This is a genomic window from Actinomyces slackii (assembly GCF_900637295.1).
GTDB classification, from domain to species: Bacteria; Actinomycetota; Actinomycetes; order Actinomycetales; family Actinomycetaceae; genus Actinomyces; species Actinomyces slackii.
On the sequence record NZ_LR134363.1, the window covers coordinates 3,109,612 to 3,131,262 of the forward strand.

The 21,651-nt window shown below is 71.1% G+C and carries 21 protein-coding genes; 8 read left to right on the top strand and 13 right to left on the bottom strand.

The window, feature by feature from the left end:
• Window positions 1-81 precede the first annotated feature (81 nt).
• The 4 genes from EL266_RS12815 to EL266_RS12830 form a co-directional block, all read right to left on the bottom strand.
• The gene (locus EL266_RS12815) at window positions 82-489 is read right to left on the bottom strand and encodes an META domain-containing protein (RefSeq protein ID WP_126412388.1); all 408 of its coding nucleotides are present in this window, start codon (window positions 487-489) and stop codon (window positions 82-84) included.
• Between the two features lie 627 nt (window positions 490-1,116).
• Window positions 1,117-2,151, bottom strand: coding sequence for a Gfo/Idh/MocA family protein (locus EL266_RS12820; protein ID WP_026426498.1), 1,035 nt, complete (start codon window positions 2,149-2,151; stop codon window positions 1,117-1,119).
• Between the two features lies 1 nt (window position 2,152).
• Window positions 2,153-3,274, bottom strand: a complete 1,122-nt coding sequence (locus tag EL266_RS12825; RefSeq protein ID WP_026426497.1) for a DegT/DnrJ/EryC1/StrS family aminotransferase — start codon at window positions 3,272-3,274, stop codon at window positions 2,153-2,155.
• On the bottom strand, window positions 3,274-3,882 hold the full coding sequence (locus EL266_RS12830; protein ID WP_126412390.1) for an acyltransferase: 609 nt from the start codon (window positions 3,880-3,882) through the stop codon (window positions 3,274-3,276). The genes EL266_RS12825 and EL266_RS12830 overlap by 1 nt, the downstream gene beginning before the upstream one ends.
• Before the next feature lie 163 nt (window positions 3,883-4,045).
• Between EL266_RS12830 and EL266_RS12835 the strand changes: the two genes are divergently transcribed.
• Together EL266_RS12835 and EL266_RS12840 are read left to right on the top strand one after the other, a co-directional pair.
• Window positions 4,046-4,771 (top strand): glycosyltransferase family 2 protein, encoded by a 726-nt coding sequence (locus EL266_RS12835; RefSeq protein ID WP_408608469.1) that lies wholly within the window; start codon window positions 4,046-4,048, stop codon window positions 4,769-4,771.
• Window positions 4,772-4,807: 36 nt separating this feature from the next.
• Window positions 4,808-5,185 (top strand): DUF2304 domain-containing protein, encoded by a 378-nt coding sequence (locus EL266_RS12840; protein WP_026426494.1) that lies wholly within the window; start codon window positions 4,808-4,810, stop codon window positions 5,183-5,185.
• 199 nt (window positions 5,186-5,384) lie between these two features.
• On the opposite strand, the gene EL266_RS12845 is transcribed toward EL266_RS12840, so the two are convergent.
• On the bottom strand, window positions 5,385-6,296 hold the full coding sequence (locus EL266_RS12845) for a glycosyltransferase family 2 protein (RefSeq protein ID WP_051280995.1): 912 nt from the start codon (window positions 6,294-6,296) through the stop codon (window positions 5,385-5,387).
• A 118-nt stretch (window positions 6,297-6,414) separates the two neighbouring features.
• Here EL266_RS12845 and EL266_RS12850 point away from each other — a divergent pair, with 118 nt between their 5' ends.
• Together EL266_RS12850 and EL266_RS12855 are read left to right on the top strand one after the other, a co-directional pair.
• Window positions 6,415-7,680 (top strand): LCP family protein, encoded by a 1,266-nt coding sequence (locus EL266_RS12850; protein ID WP_331852929.1) that lies wholly within the window; start codon window positions 6,415-6,417, stop codon window positions 7,678-7,680.
• 10 nt (window positions 7,681-7,690) lie between these two features.
• Window positions 7,691-9,199 (top strand): LCP family protein, encoded by a 1,509-nt coding sequence (locus EL266_RS12855; RefSeq protein ID WP_232012043.1) that lies wholly within the window; start codon window positions 7,691-7,693, stop codon window positions 9,197-9,199.
• 78 nt (window positions 9,200-9,277) lie between these two features.
• Here the strand turns inward: EL266_RS12855 and EL266_RS12860 are convergent, their stop codons facing one another.
• The 4 genes from EL266_RS12860 to EL266_RS12875 form a co-directional block, all read right to left on the bottom strand.
• Window positions 9,278-10,321, bottom strand: a complete 1,044-nt coding sequence (locus EL266_RS12860; RefSeq protein WP_126412392.1) for a hypothetical protein — start codon at window positions 10,319-10,321, stop codon at window positions 9,278-9,280.
• 183 nt (window positions 10,322-10,504) lie between these two features.
• A complete protein-coding gene (gene galE / locus EL266_RS12865) occupies window positions 10,505-11,491 on the bottom strand; it encodes a UDP-glucose 4-epimerase GalE (protein ID WP_026426491.1) in 987 nt (328 codons plus the stop codon).
• Window positions 11,492-11,839: 348 nt separating this feature from the next.
• The gene (gene purE, locus EL266_RS12870) at window positions 11,840-12,379 is read right to left on the bottom strand and encodes a 5-(carboxyamino)imidazole ribonucleotide mutase (RefSeq protein WP_026426490.1); all 540 of its coding nucleotides are present in this window, start codon (window positions 12,377-12,379) and stop codon (window positions 11,840-11,842) included.
• A 65-nt stretch (window positions 12,380-12,444) separates the two neighbouring features.
• Window positions 12,445-13,812: a 5-(carboxyamino)imidazole ribonucleotide synthase gene (locus EL266_RS12875; protein ID WP_026426489.1), complete on the bottom strand. Its 1,368-nt coding sequence runs from the start codon at window positions 13,810-13,812 to the stop codon at window positions 12,445-12,447.
• A gap of 109 nt (window positions 13,813-13,921) precedes the next feature.
• On the opposite strand from EL266_RS12875, the gene EL266_RS12880 reads away from it, so the two are divergent.
• The 3 genes from EL266_RS12880 (at window position 13,922) to EL266_RS12890 (ending at window position 16,613) form a co-directional block, all read left to right on the top strand.
• Window positions 13,922-15,121 (top strand): hypothetical protein, encoded by a 1,200-nt coding sequence (locus EL266_RS12880; RefSeq protein WP_232012044.1) that lies wholly within the window; start codon window positions 13,922-13,924, stop codon window positions 15,119-15,121.
• Window positions 15,122-15,190: 69 nt separating this feature from the next.
• The gene (locus EL266_RS12885) at window positions 15,191-15,745 is read left to right on the top strand and encodes a GtrA family protein (RefSeq protein WP_408608470.1); all 555 of its coding nucleotides are present in this window, start codon (window positions 15,191-15,193) and stop codon (window positions 15,743-15,745) included.
• A gap of 136 nt (window positions 15,746-15,881) precedes the next feature.
• Entirely contained in the window at window positions 15,882-16,613 is a 732-nt protein-coding gene (locus tag EL266_RS12890) for a DedA family protein (protein ID WP_034514698.1), read from the top strand.
• A 262-nt stretch (window positions 16,614-16,875) separates the two neighbouring features.
• Here the strand turns inward: EL266_RS12890 and EL266_RS12895 are convergent, their stop codons facing one another.
• From EL266_RS12895 to EL266_RS12910, 4 genes are all read right to left on the bottom strand, one after another.
• A complete protein-coding gene (locus tag EL266_RS12895) occupies window positions 16,876-17,955 on the bottom strand; it encodes a sensor histidine kinase (protein WP_026426487.1) in 1,080 nt (359 codons plus the stop codon).
• Window positions 17,956-18,089: 134 nt separating this feature from the next.
• A complete protein-coding gene (locus EL266_RS12900; protein ID WP_026426486.1) occupies window positions 18,090-18,758 on the bottom strand; it encodes a response regulator transcription factor in 669 nt (222 codons plus the stop codon).
• Between the two features lie 85 nt (window positions 18,759-18,843).
• Complete coding sequence (locus EL266_RS12905; RefSeq protein ID WP_034514721.1) at window positions 18,844-19,887, bottom strand: adenylate/guanylate cyclase domain-containing protein; 1,044 nt, start codon at window positions 19,885-19,887, stop codon at window positions 18,844-18,846.
• 94 nt (window positions 19,888-19,981) lie between these two features.
• Window positions 19,982-20,839 (bottom strand): biotin--[acetyl-CoA-carboxylase] ligase, encoded by an 858-nt coding sequence (locus EL266_RS12910; protein WP_026426485.1) that lies wholly within the window; start codon window positions 20,837-20,839, stop codon window positions 19,982-19,984.
• A gap of 116 nt (window positions 20,840-20,955) precedes the next feature.
• Between EL266_RS12910 and EL266_RS12915 the strand changes: the two genes are divergently transcribed.
• Complete coding sequence (locus tag EL266_RS12915; RefSeq protein WP_026426484.1) at window positions 20,956-21,600, top strand: Maf family protein; 645 nt, start codon at window positions 20,956-20,958, stop codon at window positions 21,598-21,600.
• The last annotated feature ends 51 nt before the right edge of the window (window positions 21,601-21,651 follow it).

Consider the following 21,651-nt stretch of genomic DNA (forward strand, 5'->3'; position numbering starts at 1 on the left):
ACGGAGTCCTCCGCCTCCGGCAGCCGAGGAGCATGGCCAGCCGCCAGAGCACCCGTCCAGGCGGTCTCTGCGGGGGCGTGCTCAGTCCTGCTTGGTCAGGGTGAGGGTGACATCGCCTTGGGTGAGCGTCATCGTGTCGCCCTCGAGTCCGACCGTGGCTCCGTCGGCCAAGAAGCGGGCCATCCATTCGTCCTGGGCCTGCAGCTCCTGATCGCACCCGATCAGGGTGGTGGACTCGTTCCGGACCTTCAGGACGTCATCGGTCAGGCTCACCCGGCCGTTCATAGTGTTGCAGCCTGCGTTGACGCGGATGTCGTCACCATCGATCGTCATTCGAGGCCGCGTGCTCCCCACGAACTCATGCCCCTCGGCTGATGTCACCGTCCATTCGCCGTCCATCTGAGGCGACGTGCCGCAGCCCGAGACGCCCGCAGCGAGCAGTCCGACCAGGAGAAGACACAGCCCTGTGCTTCTGCGACGGCTGGTCACGCTGACTCCCTCCTCCTCATGCCCGGCGGGCGGGTGATCGGTCACCCCCAGGCAGCGCCCGCGTTTGAATAGTGCTGAATATCCCCATGACCATCATGCCCGAACCCGCTGCACGTGAGAAGCGCCAGGAGACCACCCATGTCGGTACCTCCCGCATAACCGCGATAGCTGTGAGCCTGCCAGCGGTCGGGCCGGGTCGTGGTGAGCCGCCGCATGACACATTCATCCCGCTCGCCCACATGGCAGACCGTTGGAATCCCAAAGATCTGCGCTCCCAAGCACCGCTGCTGACAGGAATGAATGTGCATGAGCGACACCGACGCACATTCATCCTTGCGCAGCACATGAGTCAAAGGAGCTGAATCCGCAGAATCACGCCGATCCCCAGACGGCAGTCCTGGCGCCGCCCGGGAATGAATGTGCAAGACCAGCCCAACCAGGCAAGCCCCTCCCGCCAGACAGACGCCTGCGAAACCCACAAGCGGTCAGGGTTGGTTTCATTTCCCTGCGGCTGCGCCCCGATCGCGCGACCCACCGGGGCGAGCCGCATGAGGAGCCGGGGCGGGCGGAGCGATCGCAACCGCGTGCCCGGCCCTCACCCTGCGGGCAAGAGCCGGGCACAGGCGCTCACAGCGCGATGGTGCGATTCTCAGCGGCCGAGGCCAGCACGGCCTCAACGACCTCCAGCGTGGCCACGCCCTCGGCCATGGTCACATGCTTGGCCTCCAGACCGCGCACGGCGTCACGGAAGTGCTCCTGCTCCAGGGCCAGGGGCTCGCGCTTGGCGATGGCGTAGCGGATGACATCGCCCTCCGAGACCCCGCGGAAATTGGCCACCTGGTCCCAGGAGGAGGCCACGGTCCCATTGGCGTGGAAGGTCAGGTCCCCGGTGAGGGTATCTGCCACGAAGGCGCCCTTCTCCCCCAGGACGATCGTGAGCCGCTCCTTGAAGGGAGTCAGCCAGTTGACCTCGTGGCAGACGATGACGCCGTTGGTCAGGCGCCCATTGGCCACCACCAGGTCCTCGGTCTGACGGCCCGAGCGGTGGGCCACCTGAGCACTGATGCTGGCGTAGGGGGCACCGGCCACCCAGGCGGTCAGGTCGATGTCATGAGTGGCCAGGTCCTTGACCACGCCCACATCGGAGATCCGCGCCGGGAAGGGGCCCTGACGGCGGGTGATGACCTGGTAGACCTGCCCCAGGTCGCCGCGGTCCAGGCGCTCGCGCAGAGCCCGCAGCGCCGGGTTGCAGCGCTCCACGTAGCCCACGGCGCCCACCAGGCCGCGCGACTCGAAGGCCTCCGCCACGCGCCGGCCCGCCGCGACATCATGGGCGATGGGCTTCTCCACCATGGTGTGAACGCCGGCCTCGGCCAGGGCCAGGGCCACATCCTCGTGGTAGACGGTGGGAACGGCCACCATGGCGGCGTCCAGCCCCGCCTCGATGAGCTCCTCGGCGCTGCTGAGCACGGGCAGATCCCCGGCCACGCCGAAGCGGTCGCCACCGGGATCGGCCACGGCCACGAGATCCATGCCCTCGGTGCCGCGAATGACCCGGGCGTGGTGGCGCCCCATGGAGCCCAGGCCGATCAGGCCCACGCGCAGGGGGCGATCCGCCGTCCCCTTGTCCTGGAGGCGCTGGGGGGTGGGGGTCTGGCTCATCTCAGGCACCAGCCTTCACACTCGCGGCCACGGCCTCGACGATGCGCTCCAGGTCCTCCTGGGACAAGGAGGGGTGGACCGGCAGGGACAGGCACTCGCGCGCGACCTTCTCCGTGGCGGGCAGCTCCAGGCCCGGGGCATAGCCGGCCAGGGACTCCAGTCGATGGTTGGGGATGGGGTAGTACACGCCGGTGCCCACCTGCCACTCCTCGCGCAGGGCCGCCTGGATGGCGTCGCGCTCCTGGGCGCTGGCCCCCTCGAAGCGGATCGTGTACTGGTGGTAGACGTGGGTGTAGCCCTCGGGGACGTGGGGAGTGACCACGCCCTCCACGCCTGCCAGCCCCTCATCGAGGGCCGCGGCGTTGGCCTGGCGAACGGCGGTCCACTCGGCGAGACGGCCCAACTGGACGCGGCCCACCGCCGCTCCCACATCCGTCATACGGTTGTTGAGCCCCACAAGCTCGTTGGCGTACTGCTTCTCCATGCCCTGGTTGCGGATGAGCCGGCAGCGGCGGGCGATCTCCGGGTCCGCGGTGGTGATCATGCCGCCCTCAAGGCTGGTCATGTTCTTGGTGGGGTAGAAGGAGAAGGAGCCCCAGGCCCCGAAGGTCCCCACGGGCTTGCCGTCGATGGCGGCGGCATGCGCCTGGGCGGCGTCCTCGAAGACCATCAGCCCGTGGCGCTCGGCGATGGCCAGGATCTCGGGCATGTTGGCGGGCAGGCCGTAGAGGTGGACCACCTCGATGGCCGCCGTGCGCTCGGTGATGGCGGCCTCGACACTGGCCGGGTCCAGGGTGAAGGTGACCGGGTCGATGTCGGCGAAGACCGGTGTGGCCCCGGAGATGGCCACGGAGTTGCCCGTGGCCGCGAAGGTGAAGGACGGGACGATGACCTCGGCCCCCTCGGGGAGCTGGCTGGCCAGGGTGGCCACGTGCTGGGCGGAGGTGCCGGAGTTGACGGCCACCGATTCCGCGCCGGGAGTCACCTGGGCGGTGAACTCCTCCTCGAAGGCCTTGACCTGGGGCCCCTGGACCACCATGCCCGAGGCGATGACGGCGTCGACGGCGTCGCGCTCGGCCTGTCCGATAATCGGCTTGGCTGCGGGGATGAACTCACGTGTCATCAGTGGGTGACCTCTCGGATGGTGGTGTCGGACTCTTCGTACAGGGTCTGGGTGACCGGGCAGCGCCAGCGGGGGGCGCCGTCGCCGCCGGGCTCGGCGACCAGGGGCTCGCCGGCCCGCCCCACCCAGCCGATGCGGCGGGCCGGGACCCCGGCGACCAGTGCGTGGTCGGGGACGTCTCGGGTGACCACGGCGCCGGCGGCCACGGTGGCCCAGGCTCCGATGCGCACCGGCGCCACGCACACGGCCCGCGCCCCGATCGAGGCCCCCTCGGCGATGTCCACGCCCACGGGCTCCCAGTCGGAGGCCGACTTGATGGTGCCGTCGGGATTGATGGCGCGGGGGAAATGGTCATTGGTCAGGGTGACCGCCGGGCCGATGAAGACACCGTCGGCCAGGGTCGCGGGCTCATAGACCAGGGCATAGTTCTGCACTTTGCAGTTGCGCCCCATGGTCACGCCCTCGCCGATGTAGGCGCCGCGCCCGATCACGCAGCTCTCGCCGATGACGGCGTGCTCGCGCACCTGCGCCAGGTGCCAGATACTTGATCCCTCACCGATCTGCGCCTCGGCAGAGACATCGGCGGAAGGTGCTATGCGGGTGGCCACGGCGGCTCCTGAGCATTGATGGATCATGAAAGGGACGGCCCCGCCGCGATGCGCGGCAGCGCCATTGGCCGCAGACCAGCACAGCGAATCCGCGTCCGCCGCAATCCTAACCCCACACAGCCGCGATCATGGTGCCCGGCGACCGCCGTGCAACAATGCCACTGTGACTTCCCCCGACTCGGACACTCGCCCCGTCCCCTCCCCAGGGGGCACCGGTGCTGCGCTGACTGACGCCTGGCTCGTCATCCCCCTGTTCAATGAGGCAACCGTGGTCCGCCAGGTCATCGAGGAGGCCCGCGAGCGCTTCCCCGGGGTGGTCGTGGTCGATGACGGCTCCCATGACGACTCGGCCCAGGAGGCCGAGGCCGCCGGGGCGATGGTGGTGCGCCACCCCATCAACCTGGGCCAGGGCGCGGCCCTGCAGACCGGCTTCGACTACGTCCTGGAGTACACCGATGCCGCCTACGCGGTGACCTTCGACGCCGATGGCCAGCACTCGGTCGACGACGCCGCCGCCATGGTCGAGGCCGCCCGCAGCCAGGACCTGGCCATTGTCCTGGGCTCGCGCTTCCTCAAGGGCCCCTCCCCCGTGGGGCCGCTCAAGCGGCTCATCCTGCGCACCGCCGCCGCGGTGAGCTCGCGAACCTCGGGGATGCGCCTGACCGACGCCCACAACGGCCTGCGGGTTCTGCGCCGCGACGCCCTCATGCAGATCAACCTGACCCAGAACCGCATGGCCCACGCCTCAGAGATCATCCGACAGATCGGCGCCACCGGCCTGCCCTGGCGCGAGATGCCGGTGACCATCACCTACACCGAGTACTCCAAGGCCAAGGGCCAATCGCTGTGGAACTCGGTCAACATCCTCGTCGACCTGGCCTTCTCCTGACGCTCCGACCAGCACTACCGCCTAGGACAACGCCGCATGCCCTCACAGTTCATCATCCAGATCCTGCTCATCTCCGCCATGGCCGCCGTCGGCTGGATGATGCTGCGCAGCCCCGGCGGTGCCCGCCACCAGGCGGGGCGCCGCCTGGCCACACTGGCCTTCGTGCTCTTCGCCGTCACCGCCATCGCCTCGCCCTCGCTCATGACCCGGGTGGCGCACCTGGTGGGGGTGGGCCGCGGCGCCGACCTGCTGCTCTACGCCCTGGCGGTGGCCCTGCCCGTCCAGGTCCTCTCCTCCTTCCGGGCCAATGCCGCCCGGGAGCGGCAGATCACCAAGCTGGCCCGCCGCATCGCCCTCAACGAGGCCCCGACGCCGGCCGTCCCGCAGCCCGGCGGGCCCGACCGCCAGGACTAGCCCCGCAGAACCAGCCCCGCCGGCTCGGCTTTGGACCCCGGCCCTCAGGCCCGGGCAGCGGTGGCCGACGGCGCCCACCGGCGGCCACCGCCGTCGTCGAGCGGCGGGCATCCAGCGCGGGGGCTCCGCGCCAGGAGAATCCAGGGCGGCGCCCCGGGGCGCGCCGATCCCGGATCCGAGGGGGATCCGACGGAGGGCCTCAGCGCTGCGAGGCCTGGGCGCGCCGGGAGGAGCGCACAGCCAGCTCCTCGCGCAGCCACAGTCCCAGGCTCAGCACCCAGCGCACCGGCGCCTGCCACGGGGCGGAGTAGACGCTGCACAGGTAGCGCCGGGCCGAGGCGTGGTGGGCCCGGATCATCCGCTCGGGGCGCGCCTTCCAGCTCGCCCCCTGCTCGTGGATGACCACCGCCCCGGGGACCTGCATGTTGAGCCATCCGGCCTTGCCGATGCGCGCCCCCAGGTCCACGTCCTCGAAGAACATGAAGTAGTGCTCGTCGAATCCGCCCAGGCGCTTCCACGCAGCGGCGGGGAGCAGCAGGCAGGCGCCCGAGAGCCAGCCCACGACCCGCTCCTCGCGCGCATCCTCCCGGGTCGCGTTGTGATACGCGCTGGAGAAGGGGTTGGAGGGCCAGATGCGGCCCAGGAGCGCATGCCCGGCTCCCTTGAACAGGGAGGGCAGGGCGCGGCCCGAGGGGTAGACGGTGCCGTCGGGGTTGAGCAGCCGGGGGCCCAGCGCCCCGGCACGGGGATTGGCGCGGGCGGCCTCGATGAGGGTGTCCAGGCTGCCCGGCTCCCAGACCAGGTCCGGATTGGCCACCACGATCCAGTCCTCGTCCAGGTCGGCGGCCGCCAGGTTGGCCCCGGCGCCGTATCCGCGGTTGCGGCCGTCCCCGACCACGCGGGCACCGTGCTTGCGCGCGGCGGCCTCCACGACGTCGTGCTGCGCGCCGTTATCGGCGATGACGATTCTCAGGGGCAGGCTGGTCGCATCCCGCACGGAGGCCAGGAAGCGCTCCAGCTCCCTGCCGGGATTGTAGGCCACAGTGACGATGCGCACACTCTCCCCGTGCTCGGCGGGGGTGGGAACGGTCGGCTTGGCAGATTCGGTCACGGCGCGAGCCTAACGCCGTGACCGACGTGAGGGGCTTCACCCTTCCTAGGCGAATATCATCCGAGAGGTGGAGTGCATCCCATAGGGATTCGGCGAGGAGTTCCCTATGATCGCAGGTGTGCCCCATCCAGTCACGCCGCATGCGCGGCACTCCGTCAAGGACCTCGGCCACCGCGTGGCGCGCCGGGTCATGCTGTGCGCCCTAGCGCTCGTGCTCTTCGTGGTCTCCGGACTGGGCTTCGGCTGGCAGGACCTGCAGTCCAGGATCAACCGTGTGGGAGTCGAGGGGATCCTGGGCACGGACCGTCCCGGCGATGAGCTCCCCGACTCCTACGAGGGCCGTGCGGTCAACATCCTCATCCTGGGCTCGGACTCCCGTGCGGGGGCCAACAACGTCGACGGGGCCGAGGGCACGGGCGAGGCCGACGGCGCCCGCTCGGACACCGCGATGATCATGCACGTCTCGGCGGACCGATCGCGCATCGACGTGGTCTCCATCCCCCGCGACACCCTGGTGGACATCCCCGAGTGCACCACCCTGGACGGCAGCACCATCGACGCCTCCACCGACACCCAGTTCAACTTCGCCTTCTCCAACGGCGCCAATGGGGGCACCTCCACCAACGACGTCGCCTCGGGGGCCGCCTGCACCATGCGCACGGCCGAGAGGATGACCGGGATCCGCATCGACGACTTCATGGTGGTGGACTTCAACGGCATGTCCACCATGGTCGACTCCCTGGGCGGGGTGAAGGTCTACGTCGATGAGGCCATTGACGACCCGGAGTACACCGGCCTCACGCTGGACGTGGGCTGCCACACCATGGACGGGCACACCGCCCTGCAGTACTCGCGCGTGCGCCACGGCGTGGGCAACGGCTCGGATGTCTCGCGCATCGCCCGCCAGCAGAACCTCATGAGTGCGATGATGCGCACCGCCCAGTCCAAGAACCTGCTGACCAATGGCAGCCAGCTCTACTCCTTCGCCGGAAGCGCCCTGGAGACGCTGACCGCCTCCGAGCGCCTGGGCAACCTCAACACCCTGGTGGGGCTGGCCTCCAGCGTCCAGAAGATCGGCATGGACAAGATCAACTTCATCACCATGCCCAACGAGGAGGCCCCCTGGGACCCCAACCGTGTGGTGGCCACGGATGAGGCCGACGCGGTCTGGAAGGCGCTGCGCGCGGACAAGCCCGTCGACCCGGAGTCCGTGACCTCCAAGGCCGACGGCGCCTCGGCAGCTGCCAGCGCCACCGCGGAGGACACCGAGGAGGCCGCCTCCGAGGAGACTGAGGAGACTGAGGAGGCCGCCCCGCAGACCACGCCGGCCGACCCGTCCGCCGCGCAGGCCAGCGCAGCCGCCGCCGCGCAGCAGTGCCGCTGAGGGATCCGCAGTGAGCTCTGAGGACAGCCTGCCTCCCTCCATCGCCCCGGGCTCGGGCGCCAAGGGCGGTCGGCGCCGGCCGGAGGCTCGCCCGGACGGCGAGGCGCCCCCGCGCAGCATCGCGCCGCGCTCGCCGCGCCCCAAGCGGGATCAGGCGCCTGCTCCCAACGGGGCTCAGGCCGGCGCTTCGCCGTCGTCCAGCACGGGGCGCCCGCGGTCGGTGCCCGTCAGGCGATCGGTGTCCGAGGGCCCCGCTCGTCCCCGTCGGCCCGAGCCACGGCGTGAGGCCGAGTCGCAGCGTCAGCCCGAGCCACGGCGTCGGCCCGAGTCGCAGGCCCCCTCGGGCCGCAGTCGCGCCCGCTCCGGCTCCTCGGCGGTCCCCCTGAGCGGGGCCGGGGATGCCGATCAGCGGCTGGCCGCGCCGAGCCGGGACTCCTACCCGGTGGGGCGCCCCGCCGGGACGCAGGTGATGCCCGCGGGCCCGCGGCCCTCCCCCCAGGTCCTGCCAGATCCGTCTGAGCCCCAGCGCCCCGGCCGGCCCCCGGGCCAGTCCCCCACTCCCGCCGGCCCCGGGCGGAGGCGGCGCGCGCTGAAGTGGGCGGGGATCGCCGTCGTCGTGCTGCTGGTCCTGGCGGTCGGGCGCGTGGGGTGGCTGTGGTACTCGGTCTCCTCCCAACTCCAGAGGGTCGAGGCCCTGTCCGGAGCGGAGGACACCCCCGGGGAGACCTGGCTCATCGTGGGCTCCGATGCCCGCGCCGACGGGCCCATCCAGGACGGCACCGAGGGGGCGCGCGCCGACTCGGTGATGCTGCTGCACCGCGCGGACAACGGGCAGGCGAGCCTGACCACCCTGCCGCGTGACACCTACGTGGAGATCCCCGACTACGGCGGGGAGAAGATCAACTCCGCCTACTCCATGGGCGGCCCGCAGCTGCTGGTGCGCACCGTGGAGTCGCTCTCGGGGCTGACCGTGGACCATTACGTCGAGGTCGGCATGGGCGGGGTCTCCCAGATGGTCGACGCCGTTGGCGGCGTGGAGGTCTGCATGGACTACGACGTCGACGACCCCGACTCCGGGTTGGTGTGGGACACCTCCCAGGGAACCTGCCAGACCGTGGACGGCACCAAGGCCCTGGCGTACGCGCGCATGCGCAAGGCGGACCCCACCGGGGACATCGGCCGGGGCCTGCGTCAGCGCGCGGTGATCTCCGCCGTGGTCTCCAAGGCGGCCTCGCCCTCCACGGTGATCAATTTTCCCCGGCAGGACGCGCTGGTCGACGCCGGCACCAATGCCCTGAGGGTGGAGCAGGAGGCCGGGGTGCTGGATCTGGCCCAGATGGTGCTGGCGTTCCGCTCGGCCTCGGGCGAGCAGATGACCGGGGCCCCGCCGATCGCCGACCCCGCCTACGAGCCCGGGGACATCGGGCAGGCGGTGCTTCTCCAGGACACCACCGCCCCGGACTTCTTCGCCAAGCTGCGCGACGGCACCCTGACGACCTCCGACTTCAACCAGCCCTGACTCCGCCAATTTGCGTGAGTTCGTACTTTTCCGGGCCCGGAAAAGTACGAACTCACGCAAATTGGCGGAGTGACGGGGTCAGGGCAGGAGCCCGGGCACCGGGTGAAGGTTCGCCACGATCTTGTCCGGGAAGACCTGCATGAGCGCATCGACCACAGGCTCGACGGCGGCCACCTCCCGCCACACGAAGCGCAGCACCGTCCCCAGGCGCCGCAAGTCGTCCTCGCGCATCTTCTCCTGGGCCAGGACACGCCCGTCACGCGCCTCATACTTCATGAGCCCATCGGCCTCCACGAAGATCGCCAGCGCCGGCCAGGCGATATCCACGCGGTAGTAACCGCGATCCCCGGTCACGCGCAGCTGCAGGACCGGCGGTGGGAAGCCCGCCTGGAGGATCACCCATCGCAACGCGGACTCCAGCGGGCTCTCTGACCGGGCCGAGGCGTGCTCCAGGATCGTCTCGGCGCGCCGTCGTCCTCGACGTGCCCGATGGCGGGCCAGGCAAGCCCTGAGCTCGGAGCGCGCCTTCTTCTCCGCCCGACGGAACCGGGGGCTCTCCGGGTCCTCGCTCCCACTGGCCAGGGCGCATCGGCGCAGATATCCGTCGACGACGACCAGCGCATCCCGGGGGTGGAGGTCGAGCGCGCAATCGATAACCGTGCGCTGCAGAGCGGTGACTCTCAGGCCGTCGATGACCACCACCTCATGGTCCTCGAGATGCTGGACCCTGCGCCGGTGGACCGTGCGGCGCCCCGGGCGAATCTGCGCGGCGTCAGGCCGCTCATCCGCCGGGGAGGCGGACGGGTAGTCCACGACGGGATAGGCGTAGGTCACGCGGTGGGGAGTGCGGCGCTGGACCGTGGTGATGTCGGGCTCGGCCTCCCACAGCGGCAGCCCATGAATGTGGGCCGCGGCCTCATGGGAGAGAACGGCGTCGGTGCGCGAGCAGTGCAGGGCCGCCTCACAGCGTGCGCGGGTGACCTGCTGCTTGAGTCGCCATGTGGGCTGGGCGGGGTCGAGCGGCGCGATGTAGGCGCCGTCGCGGATCTTGAGCTTGGTGGTGGGGGCGGGCTGGTGAGAGCCCGGGTAGGACGAGGAGAAGGACATGCCGGTGGAAGTCATGCCAGCACTATGGGCAGGGACCTGCTGGGTCTGCCACGGCGTCAGAGCGGCCCTGTGGAGGCGGCAGACGATCTCCTCCCCTGTGGAAACCAACTCCCCTCCTGACTCCGCCAATTTGCGTGAGTTCGTACTTTTCCGGGCCCGGAAAAGTACGAACTCACGCAAATTGGCGGAGTGACGGGGTCAGAAGTGCGGCCGCGCGGGATCGGCCTGCCAGGCCGAGTAGGAGGAGGCGACGATGTCGTCGAGATCGTGCTCGGCCCTCCAGCCCAGAACGCGCCCGATGCGCTCGGCGTTGCCGATGAGCTGGGGCGGGTCGCCGGCGCGGCGCTCCAGCTCCTCGGGCCGCAGGTCCAGCCCGGTGGCGGCGATGACTCGATCAACGACCTCGCGCACCGAGGAGCCGGCGCCGGTGCCCACGTTGAAGACGTGCTCGGCCATCTCCCCTCCCCCAGCCAGATAGTCCAGCGCGGCGATATGGGCCGAGGCCAGGTCCTTGACGTGGATGTAGTCGCGGATGCAGGTGCCATCCGGAGTGGGGTAGTCGGTGCCGAAGATCTTGGGCGTCTCGCCCCGCGAGAGCCGGTCGAGCACCATGGGGATGAGGTTGAGGGTGGCCATATCCCCCAGGTCGTCCCATCCCGCGCCGGCGACGTTGAAGTACCGCAGGCCCGCCCAGCGCAGGCCCCAGGCTCGCTCGGCATCCGCCATCATCCACTCGCCGATGAGCTTGGTCTCGCCGTAGGGGTTGATGGGGTGGCACTCGATGTCCTCGGGGACCACCTCGACGGGCGGCATGCCGTAGACGGCGGCCGAGGAGGAGAAGATCATCTGGTTGACCTCGGCGGCCTCCATGGCCGCGAGCATATTCGCCAGGCCCCCGACGTTCTGCTGGTAGTACCAGGCTGGGCGGGCCACCGACTCCCCCACCTGCTTGCGCGCGGCGAAGTGGATGACGGCGGTGACGCCGTGCTGGCGCATGAGGCCGGTCAGCGCCTCGGTGGCCTTACCGGAGGCGACGTCGAGCTCGACCAGTGCTGCTCCTGCCACCCGGTCCGGGGTCCCGTAGGAGAGGTCATCGACCACGACCACCTCCTCTCCTCGCTCGACCAGGAGCCTGACCACATGGGCGCCGATATAGCCTGCGCCGCCGGCAACGAGAATGCTCATGCCGCCATCCTAACAACGAACACACCCGAACAGAAAGGTTCGATTCCGAACATCACACGGTCGACGCCGTCGCACCGGCCCACGCAGAAGACGGTTCCAGGCCGCACGGCAGCAGTCCTCCGAGGCGGGTCCGCCTCACCCGCCGCCGGCACCCAGTCGCGAGATGTGCCCCACCTCTCTCCGGCTCGCACTCCGAGCGAGGTACTCCGCACCCACCCAGCGGGATATCGTGGGAGCACGACACCCCCCAGGCCTCTGGTACACGCCCAAATCGGGGGGTCTTTCTCTATTCAGCAGCACCGAGCAGTGTCCCCGTCACAGCACGGCTCACAGCGGGAGAACGCCGCCTCACCGCTGCGCCATACCACCCTCCCCCGCGCGGCGCTCGCGCAGGGCGGCGCCCTTGGCGTGGGCGACCTCGGCCAGGTCCGCCTGGAAGTCCCGCATGGCCTGGCGCAGGCGCGCCGCCTCCTCCCCCTGCCCCGCGGCCAGGATGCGCACCGCCAGCAGCCCGGCGTTGCGCGCCCCGCCGATGGAGACCGTGGCCACGGGAACGCCCGCGGGCATCTGCACGATGGACAGCAGCGAGTCCATCCCATCCAGGTGCTTGAGCGGCACGGGCACCCCGATGACCGGCAGCTCGGTGACCGCCGCCAGCATGCCGGGCAGATGGGCCGCGCCCCCCGCCCCGGCGATGATGACGCGCAGGCCCCGCTCGGCGGCCTGCCGCCCATAATCGATCATCTCGGTGGGCATGCGGTGGGCGGAGACGACGTCGGCCTCGTAGGCCACCCCGAACTCCTCCAGGGCCCGGGCCGCGGCCTCCATCACCGGCCAGTCCGAGTCCGATCCCATGACGACGCCGACCGCCGGCTGAGTCTCACTCATCCCTCATTCCTTTCCTCGCGGGCCGCTGCGGCCCGATCACTGCGCCTCCAGCCGGCGGAGCGGCCTCAGGCCTGTCCGCCCAGGATCGCCGCCACCTCGCGCAGGCGCTCGATGGCCTCCCCGGCCCGATGGGGGTCGTCAAGCGCCATGGAGACATGCCCCAGCTTGCGCCCGGGCCTCCAGTCCTTGCCGTAGAGGTGGATGCTCGCCGCCGGCTCGGCCGCCATGGCCCGGGCCACGGCGCCCTGCCCCGGCTGGCCGGCACCGCCGATGACGTTGACCATCACCGTCGTGGGGGCCACCGCGGCCCCCGACCCCAGCGGCAGGTCCAGAACCGCCCGCAGGTGCTGGGCGAACTGGCTGGTCACCGCCCCGTCCTGCGTCCAGTGCCCCGAGTTGTGGGGGCGCATCGCCAGCTCGTTGATGTAGAGGCGGGTGGGCTCCCCGAAGCGCTCGACGGCGAAGAGCTCGACGGCCAGCACTCCGGTGACCCCGAAGCGCTCGGCCACCTCCCGCCCGATCGCCTCAGCCTCGTCGGCGGCCCCTGAGTCCAGGCCCGGCGCCGGGGCGATGACCTCGGCGCACATACCGTTCTCCTGGAGGGTCTGCGCCACGGGCCAGGCCTCCACCTGCCCGCTGGGGCTGCGGGCGATGAGCACCGCCAGCTCACGGGTGAAGGGGATGGCCTGCTCCACCAGGAGGCTGCTCACCGCTCCCCCGCCCAGGCTTCCCCCTCCTCCGGCCGACGGCGCCTGGGCCGGCTCACCGGCGGGGCCCTGTCGGTCAGCGGAGCCCTGCTGGCCATCGGGGTCGGGCGAGCCGGCAGCGGAGGCTGCCTCGAACTGCGAGCCGGTCTCCGCTGCGGCCTGTGAGCCGACGGCGCCCGCGGCGGCCACCGCGGCCAGCCAGGAGGCCGCCTCCCCCTCCTCCAGGGCCTCCCGACCGTGCACCAGCAGCACGCCGTGCCCGTCGTAGCCCCCGCGCGGGGTCTTGAGCACCACCGGCCAACCGTGCTCGGCGGCGAAGGAGGCGATGGCCTCGGCCATCTGCTCGGCGCTGCCGGCGACCTGGGCCCAGGCGGGCTGGGGCAGCCCCGCCGCCTCCATGGCGCGCCGCATGGCGAGCTTGTCACGCGCCAGCTCCAGGGCGCGCGGAGTGGGCTGAACGCTGACGCCCTCGCCCTGGAGGGTCTCCAGCAGCGCGGAGTCCTGATGCTCATGCTCGAAGGTGAGCACCTGCGCGCCGTCGACCAGGGCCCGCACCGCGGCCTCGTCGTCGGCCGCCCCCACCGGGGCGTCCACGGTGACCTGCCCGGCCGAGCCGTCGGCGGCCTCGACCAGCACCCGCAGCCCCAGCCCCAGGGCCGATGCCTCCTCCTGCATCATGCGGGCCAGCTGCCCGCCTCCCACCACGGCAACGATCGGTGTGCTCACACCGCCTAGGCTACCCGCTGCCGCCCCCGCCCCCGATGGTGGAAACAACCATCGCCGCGCGGCCCGGCTCGTGGACGGATCCCCCTTCCGTCCCACTAAGGTGTGGCGGGTGAAGAAGGTGAGGAATTCGCGCACCGGCCAGGTGCTGGCCGTCTGGGCGGCGGCCACCGCCCTGAGCTTCATCATCCTGCGCCTGGGCGCCCAGGACACCCCTGCCACGAACTGGGGGCAGGCCGCCCCGAGCTGGCTGGAGCACATGGCCTTCTGGGACGCGGGCTGGTATGAGCGCGTCAGCCGGGAGGGCTACCCCGAGACGCTTCCCACCGACCCCTCGGGCAGGGTCTCGCAGAACACCTGGGCCTTCATGCCGCTCCTGCCCGCCCTGGCCGGGGCGCTGGGATGGACGGGGTGGTCCTTCTACGCCTGCGCGGCGCTGGTCGCCATCATCGCCTCCGCCGGCGCCGCCGTGGTCATGGACCGCTGGCTGGCCCCCCGCACGGGACCGACCGCCTCCCTGTGGGGGGTGGCGATCCTGTGGACCTCCCCCTGCGCGGCGATCCTCCAGGTTCCCTACGCCGAGTCGCTGGGCCTGCTGCTGGTGGGCGCGACCCTCATGCTGGCCGATCGGGGACGGGCGCTGACGGCGATACCCTTCGCCGTCCTGGCCGCCTTCGCCCGTCCGGTCGGGGTGCCCCTGGGGGCGGCCCTGTGCTTGTGGTGGGCCTTCGAGGAGGCGCGCGCACGGGGATGGGTCCCCCACCACTGGTACTCCCGCCTCCTGCCCACCCACACGCCGACCAGTGCCGGGCAGCATCCGCGCCTGGCCATCCTGGCCCTGACCACCTGCGCCGCGGCCCTGAGCTGGCCGGTCATCGCCTGGGCGACCACGGGCCGGATGGACGCCTACACGGCCACCGAGACCTCCTGGCGGGGCGAGCACCTCATGCCCTTCACCCCCTGGCTCGTCCGCTCCCAGTGGTGGGTGGGGGCGCACCTGGGCTGGATGCTCGTGCTGGCGGTCCTCGCCCTTGCCGCACTGGTCCTGACCTCGCGCTCCCTGCGCACCCTGGGGGCACCGGCATGGTTCTGGTGCGCGGGCTACATGCTCTACCTGCTGGCCTTCTTCGATCCGACGACGTCGCTCTTCCGCCTGCTGCTGCCCCTGGCCCCCCTTGCCTGGGCCGCCGCCCAGGCGGCGGGCTCCACGCGCCGTCGCCTGGCCGTCATCGCGGCCGGCGTGGTGGGCCAACTGCTGTGGGTCTCCTGGGTGTGGGACCTGGGCTCGATCTCGATCCGCTGGGTGCCGTGATGACACGGGGAGCACACCCCAATGATCGGGTCGTCCCACAATTCACTCAAAGTCAATAGGATGCCCTCCATGGCCGCTTCAACCACTGACCATCACCCGTCGCTCCGGGAGCGAATCAGGGCATGGGTCACGGAGTTCATGCAGTTCGGTCTGGTGGGAGCACTGGCCTTCGTGGTGGACGTCGGGCTGTTCAACCTGCTTCAGCACGGGCCCACCGGCATCCTGGCGGGCCACCCCAACACCTCGAATGCGGTGGCCGCGGCCACGGCGACCCTCTTCTCCTGGGTGGCCAACCGAATGTGGACCTACCGCGGCCGCACCCAGGAGAACACCGCCCGCGAGGCGCTCCTGTTCGCCTTCGCCAATGCGGGCGGAGTGCTCATCACCCAGTTCTGCCTGCTGTTCACCCACCACATCCTGGGGCTGTCCTCGCCCCTGGCGGACAACATCGCCGCCTATGTGGTGGGCTTCGGCCTGGCCACGGCATTCCGCTTCTTCTTCTACCACTACATCGTCTTCACCGGCGTCCCCGACGAGCCCGCCCAGGAGGGGGTCGTCGTGGGCGCGAGCCTGGGCGGCATCCCCGAGGAGTGGGATGAGGTCAATGACGGCATGCGCCGCTGAGGCCCCGGTGCGGGCTCAGCACCCGTCACCCCGGGCCTGAGGGGTGCCCGATCCCACATGCCGGAGGGGACGCCTCTCACGGCGCAGGGCGGGGGCGGGCCCTTAGCCTTGAACGGTGAGCGCCCTATCCACCGTCATGACCACTGCCCTGCCGGCCATGGGGCCGGCTCCCGCCCTTGGCCCCGAGTGGCTCGACCCCGCCAACATGATCACGGCCTTTGTCGGCTGGGTCGGCCCCTGGTCGGTCCTGGCCGTCGCCCTGGTGATCTTCGCCGAGACCGGCCTGCTGGTGGGCTTCTTCCTGCCCGGCGACTCCCTCCTGTTCACCCTGGGGCTCTTCGTCCACCTCGGCGAGGTCGACCCGAGTCAGGGTGTGCCCGTCAACATCTGGATCGTCTCCCTGACCATGTGGGTGGCGGCCATCGTGGGTGATCAGACCGGCTACTACATCGGTCACAAGGCCGGACCGGCGATCTTCAACAAGCCCGACTCCCGCCTGTTCAAGCAGGAGTACGTCGAGCGCACCCACGAGTTCTTCGAGCGCCACGGCGGCAAGGCGGTGACCCTGGCGCGCTTCGTGCCGATCGTGCGCACCTTCACCCCGGTGATGGCCGGCGTGGGCAAGATGGGGTACCGGCACTTCATCTTCTACAACGTCCTGGGCGCCACGGTCTGGGCCTTCGCCCTGACCTGGCTGGGCTACTTCCTGGGCGAGTTCGAGTGGATCCGCCACAACATCGACTTCGTCATCCTGGGGATCGTCTTCGTCTCGGTGGCCCCGATGATCTGGGCCTGGCTGCAGTCCAAGCTCGCCTCCCGCAAGGAGGCGGCCTCAGAGCCGACCCGAGAGCCCGCCAACCGCGCCTGAGCCGGGCCCACTCCCGGCGGGCACGGCCCTCAGCGGCACCGCACGGTGCCCGCTGGGGGCTTTCCCGCATCCGAGCGACCTGCATTGTCCCCCAGGCCGGCCCCTGGCCAGCGGAGAGGGCCTTCCCGCATCCGAGCGACCTGCATGTGAAGGCGCCTGCGCATCGCACGGCCATGTCCGCCCGCCCACTGCCTGCGGCGCCTGTGGTTCCGGCGCTGAGCGGGGCAGGGCGCGAGCGGCAAGGCTCGCGCGTCAGGACGCTTCAGAAGCGCCGACGGCGCCCCACCGAGACCAGCGCCCCCTGGGGCAGGACGTTGTTGGGGTCCAGGGAGCGCGGGACCGCGTTGAGGAGGATGGAGAAGACGGCCGGATGGCGCTGGGCGAGCTCGATGCGCCCGCCGTCGGCCTCGATGAGGTCCTTGGCCAGAGCCAGTCCCACGCCCGTCGATCCGTGTCCCGAGACGTGGCGCTCGAAGACATGCGGGGCGATGTCATCGGCCACCCCCTTGCCCTCGTCGGCCACATCGATGAAGACGCCGTGCCCGCCGTTGGCGCTGCGCACGCTCACCGTCGTCTCCCCGTCCCCGTAGCGCAGGGAGTTCTCGATCACAGTGGCCAGGACCTGGGCCAGTGATCCCGGAGTGGCCAGTACCGGCTGGAGCACCTCGTCGGTGAAGGTGATGCGGCGCCCGGCGGCGTCGAAGGCCGGCTCCCACTCCTCACGCTGCTGATCGAAGACATCTCTGAGATGCAGGGCCTCGGTGGTCCCGCCCCCGGTGCGCCGGGAGATCTTGAGCAGGTCCTCCACCACTCCGGTCAGGCGCTCGACCTGCTCCAGGCAGGCGTGGGCCTCGGCGCGCACCTCCTCCTCGTCGGTGAGCAGCTCGATCTCCTCCAGGCGCAGGCTCAGCGAGGTCAGCGGCGTGCGCAGCTGGTGCGATGCGTCCGAGGCGAACTGCCGCTCGGCGGCGATGCGCCCGGCCACGCGCTCAGCGGAGCGCACGAGCTCGGCCTGGACCAGGTCGATCTCCTCAATGCCCGAGGAGCGCAGGCGCGGGCGGACCTGGCCCGAGCCGATCTGCTCGGCCTCGGCCGCCAGGTAGATCAAGGGCGCCGAGAGCCGACGGGCGGCCTTGGAGGCCACCACTGAGGCCGCCGTCAGCGCCACCCCGGTCAGGGCCAGGACGGTCAGGAGCACCGTGGCCACGGCACTGACCTGGTCACCGCGCTCCGAGGTGGTGCGCAGGGCCAGGATGATCCAGGCACCGCCCAGGGGAACGCCCAGCAGCACCACGGCCACGGCGACCGCGCCCATCGTCATCATCATGGTTCGACGACGCATCTGCTACCTCTTCTCATCGGGTCCGGCTGGACGGGATAGGAGAGCGCCCCGACCCAGGTGGGCCGGGGCGTGATCGCGAGCCCGTCGGCGGCGCGGCCAGTGACGCTGCTGGGCCAGCCGGCCGGCAGCCGGCCTCAGGGCGCCAGGCGGTATCCCTCGGCCTCGGCGAGCAGGATCTGGGGGGCCTCCTCATCATCACCGAGCTTGCGGCGCAGCCAGCTGGCGTGCATCTGGAGGGTCTGCGCGCTGCCGGTGGGGTCCTCGCCCCACACCTCCTTGAGGATGTCCTCGCTGTTGACCACGGCGCCGCCCCCGCGCACGAGCACGCGCAGCAGCTCGAACTCGCGGATGGTCAGCTGCAGCTCGCGCGAGCCGACGAAGGCGCGGTGGGCGGCCACATCCACGCGGATGGCCCCCAGGGAGAGCGCATCCTCGGTGGCCTCCCCGGATGCGCGGCGCACCTGTGCGCGCACGCGGGCCAGGAGCTCGGCCAGGCGGAAGGGCTTGGTCACGTAGTCATCCGCCCCGGCATCCAGGCCCACGACGAGGTCGGAGTCCTCGCTGCGGGCGGTGAGCATGAGGATGGGGATGGTCAGTCCCTGGGCGCGCACCTCCCGGGCGACGTCCAGGCCGTCGATGTCGGGCAGGCCGAGGTCGAGCACGATGATGTCTGCGCTGGCGACCTCCTCCAGGGCCCCTTTTCCGGTGCCATGGGTGAGGACCGCGTAGCCCTCCCGGCCGAAGGCCCGGGCGAGCGGCTCAGAGATAGCGGGGTCGTCTTCAACGAGCAGAACAGTGGTCACATTGGCGATCGTAGGCGACTACGGCCGCGCCCGCCATCGTCCCGGAGATCGAATCGATCAACACGGCGACAACGTGCGTGAGGTCTCAGGCGCGCTCCAGGGACCAGGGCACGATCCGTCCCAGCCCCTTGGCCACCACCTGGTGGCACTGGCCGACCCGGTAGAGGTGCGCCACCGGCCCGTCCAGGAGGGCCATGGCCGTGGCCTCGTCCATGCGGATCCCGCCCGGCTCCGCGGTATCCACGAGTCGGGATGCCAGGTTGACGGTGGGGCCGAACACGTCGCCGGAGCGTGAGACGACCCGCCCGTGCACCAGGGAGGCGCGCACGCGGATGGCCTCGGGGCCGCCCTGGAGCTCATCGACCAGCGCCGTGACGACGTCGGCCGCCGTGGGCAGGTCATCGGCGATGTACATGACGGCGTCGCCGATGGTCTTGACCACGCGGGCGCCCCTGGAGGTCACCACGTCGCGGGTGGTGTGCTCGAAGTCCTCGAGCATGAGGGTCAGGTCCTGCTTGCTCATGCCCTGGGCCCGCTGGGTGAAGGAGACGATGTCGACGAAGCCCAGGGAGCGGATGAGCGGGTAGTAGTCGGGGCCGGCCTCCTCCCGGTCCCTGCCGGCGACCTCGGCGTCGGTCCGGCTGAGCAGGGAGGCCAGGTGGCGCCGCCAGACGTAGGCGAGCTGCTTGGACAGGATGTCGACCATGTCCCCCACTTCGTCGAGGGCGGCCAGTCGCGCCTGGGTGTCGTCCAGGCCCAGGCGCTGGCCGAGGTCCACCACCAGGGTCTCGAGCTGCCAGAGCACCAGGCGATCCATGGTGTAGGACTGGGCGCGCAGCAGCTCCAGGGCGCTGGCCATCGCCAGGCCCTGACCGGGATCCTTCCCCACCAGGGCCAGGGTGTTGCGCAGCGCGGCGACATCGTTGCTGGTGAAGCGCACCTCCTGGGGGTCGACGTCGGCGAATCCCATGGCGCGCCAGAAGCTCTTGGCCGTCTCCTCATCCGTTCCGGCCTGCTGCGCCAGCTGAGCGAGGGCCAGGCTGGGCTCCTCCCCGAGGAGAAGTCGCTGATGGCCCGCGATAGAGGCCCAGTCCGCGCTGCTGGGCTGCTGTCTGTCGGCCTCCTCCAGGCCGGGCGTATCCGACGTCACCGCGCTAGAGTAGCGCAGGTCACACGAATGTGCTCAATGAGCGCCATACGGTGGACATTGGCCGCTCAGCTCATCACTGGTCACCGGGCTGGGATTGGGTGCGCAGCAGGCTGACCTCACCGGCCTGAAGGGACACCAGGCGCTCCCCGGTATCGACGACGAGCTCGGGGCGCAGGTCAACAGCGGTTCCGCTCACCTGGCCATCAGGGGTCTGGACACTGATGGCCCGCCCCAATGTGGTGCAGGCGCTGCGCAGCTCCTCCATCAGGTCGGGTCCGGGCCGGCCGTCCGCCTCCTCCCACTGCTCCAGGCGGGCTCGCAGCTGGATCCCCACGGACTCGCGCAGCTCGCCGACCTCCGCCCGCGCGCCCAGCATGCGCAGGGACGCGGCCCACGGCACCGGGAGCTCCTCAGGGACCTGATCCACGTTAACCCCGATGCCCAGGACGACCATCGCAGCCTGCTCGCGCGAGGAGGCCTTCTCGGCGGGGCGGGCCGCCGGGGCGACCAGCTCGGCCAGGACGCCGGCGAGCTTCCGGTGGCGCTGCCATCCTGGTAGGTCCGGCAGGCCGGGGCAGTGGGCGACGACGTCGTTGGGCCATTTGGTCCCCACCTGGCAGGCGCTCGGGTCGACCAGGGGCGCCAGGGCGTCGCGCACCGCGAGCCCGCCCAGGAGGGGCAACCAGCCCAGCGCCGAGGCGGGAACGAGAGGGCGCAGCACCACCGAGACGGTCAGGGCGCCGGCGGGCGGGGTCACCCAGGCACGACCCGAGCGCCCCCGCCCCGCACTCTGGCTCAACGCGTGCAGGGCCGAGAAGTGCGGCCAGCGCTCCGAGCGGCCGCCCAGGAGATCCTCGCGCAGGTCGTCCTGCGTGGAGCCGGTGGCATCCACCGTGACAAGGGGACTGAAGACCGAGGGTTCCGGGCTCATGGGCCCAGCCTAGCGACCTGGAGCGCGGCGATCCTGCGATGCCCGGGGGGCCGTCCAAGGCGGCCCGGGCGCTCCACAGCAGCCGGGTGGCGGCGAGCGCGCCGTAGTATCGCGGCATGATCATCCTGGCCTCCCAGTCCTCCGGCCGCCTCGCCACCCTGCGCTCTGCTGGTGTGGAGCCGCTGGTGCGCGTCTCCAGGGTCGATGAGCCCGCCGTCCTGGCCGACCTGGCCCGCAGCGACCCCGAGGCCGGGCCGGCGGAGCAGGTCCAGGCCCTGGCGCGCGCCAAGGCGATGGAGGTTGCCGGGCGCACGGATCCGGGCGAGGCCGAGGTGGTGGTGGGCTGCGACTCCATGCTGGAGATCGACGGCGAGGTGGTCGGCAAGCCGGCCGACGCCGAGCAGGCCCGCAGCCGCTGGCTGGCCATGCGCGGGGGCAGCGGCATCCTGCACACGGGCCACCACCTGGTACGCCTGGCCGACGGCGAGGCCTGCGGTCAGGCCAGCGCCACCGTGGTGCGCTTCGGCGTGCCCAGCGAGCAGGAGATCGACGCCTATGTGGCCTCGGGCGAGCCCCTGTGGTGCGCGGGGGCCTTCACGATCGACGGCCTGGGAGGGGCCTTCATCGAGGGGATCGAGGGCGACCCGCATGCCGTCGTGGGCATCTCCTTGCCGCTGCTGCGCCGCCTCCTGGGCGATCTGGGGATCGTGTGGACCGACCTGTGGCGCCCGCTCCGCGCTGATCAGGACGATCGCACCTGAGACGGCGGGCCCGCTGGGGCCGCCCCGACTCGGAGGCCCGGGCGGGCCGGC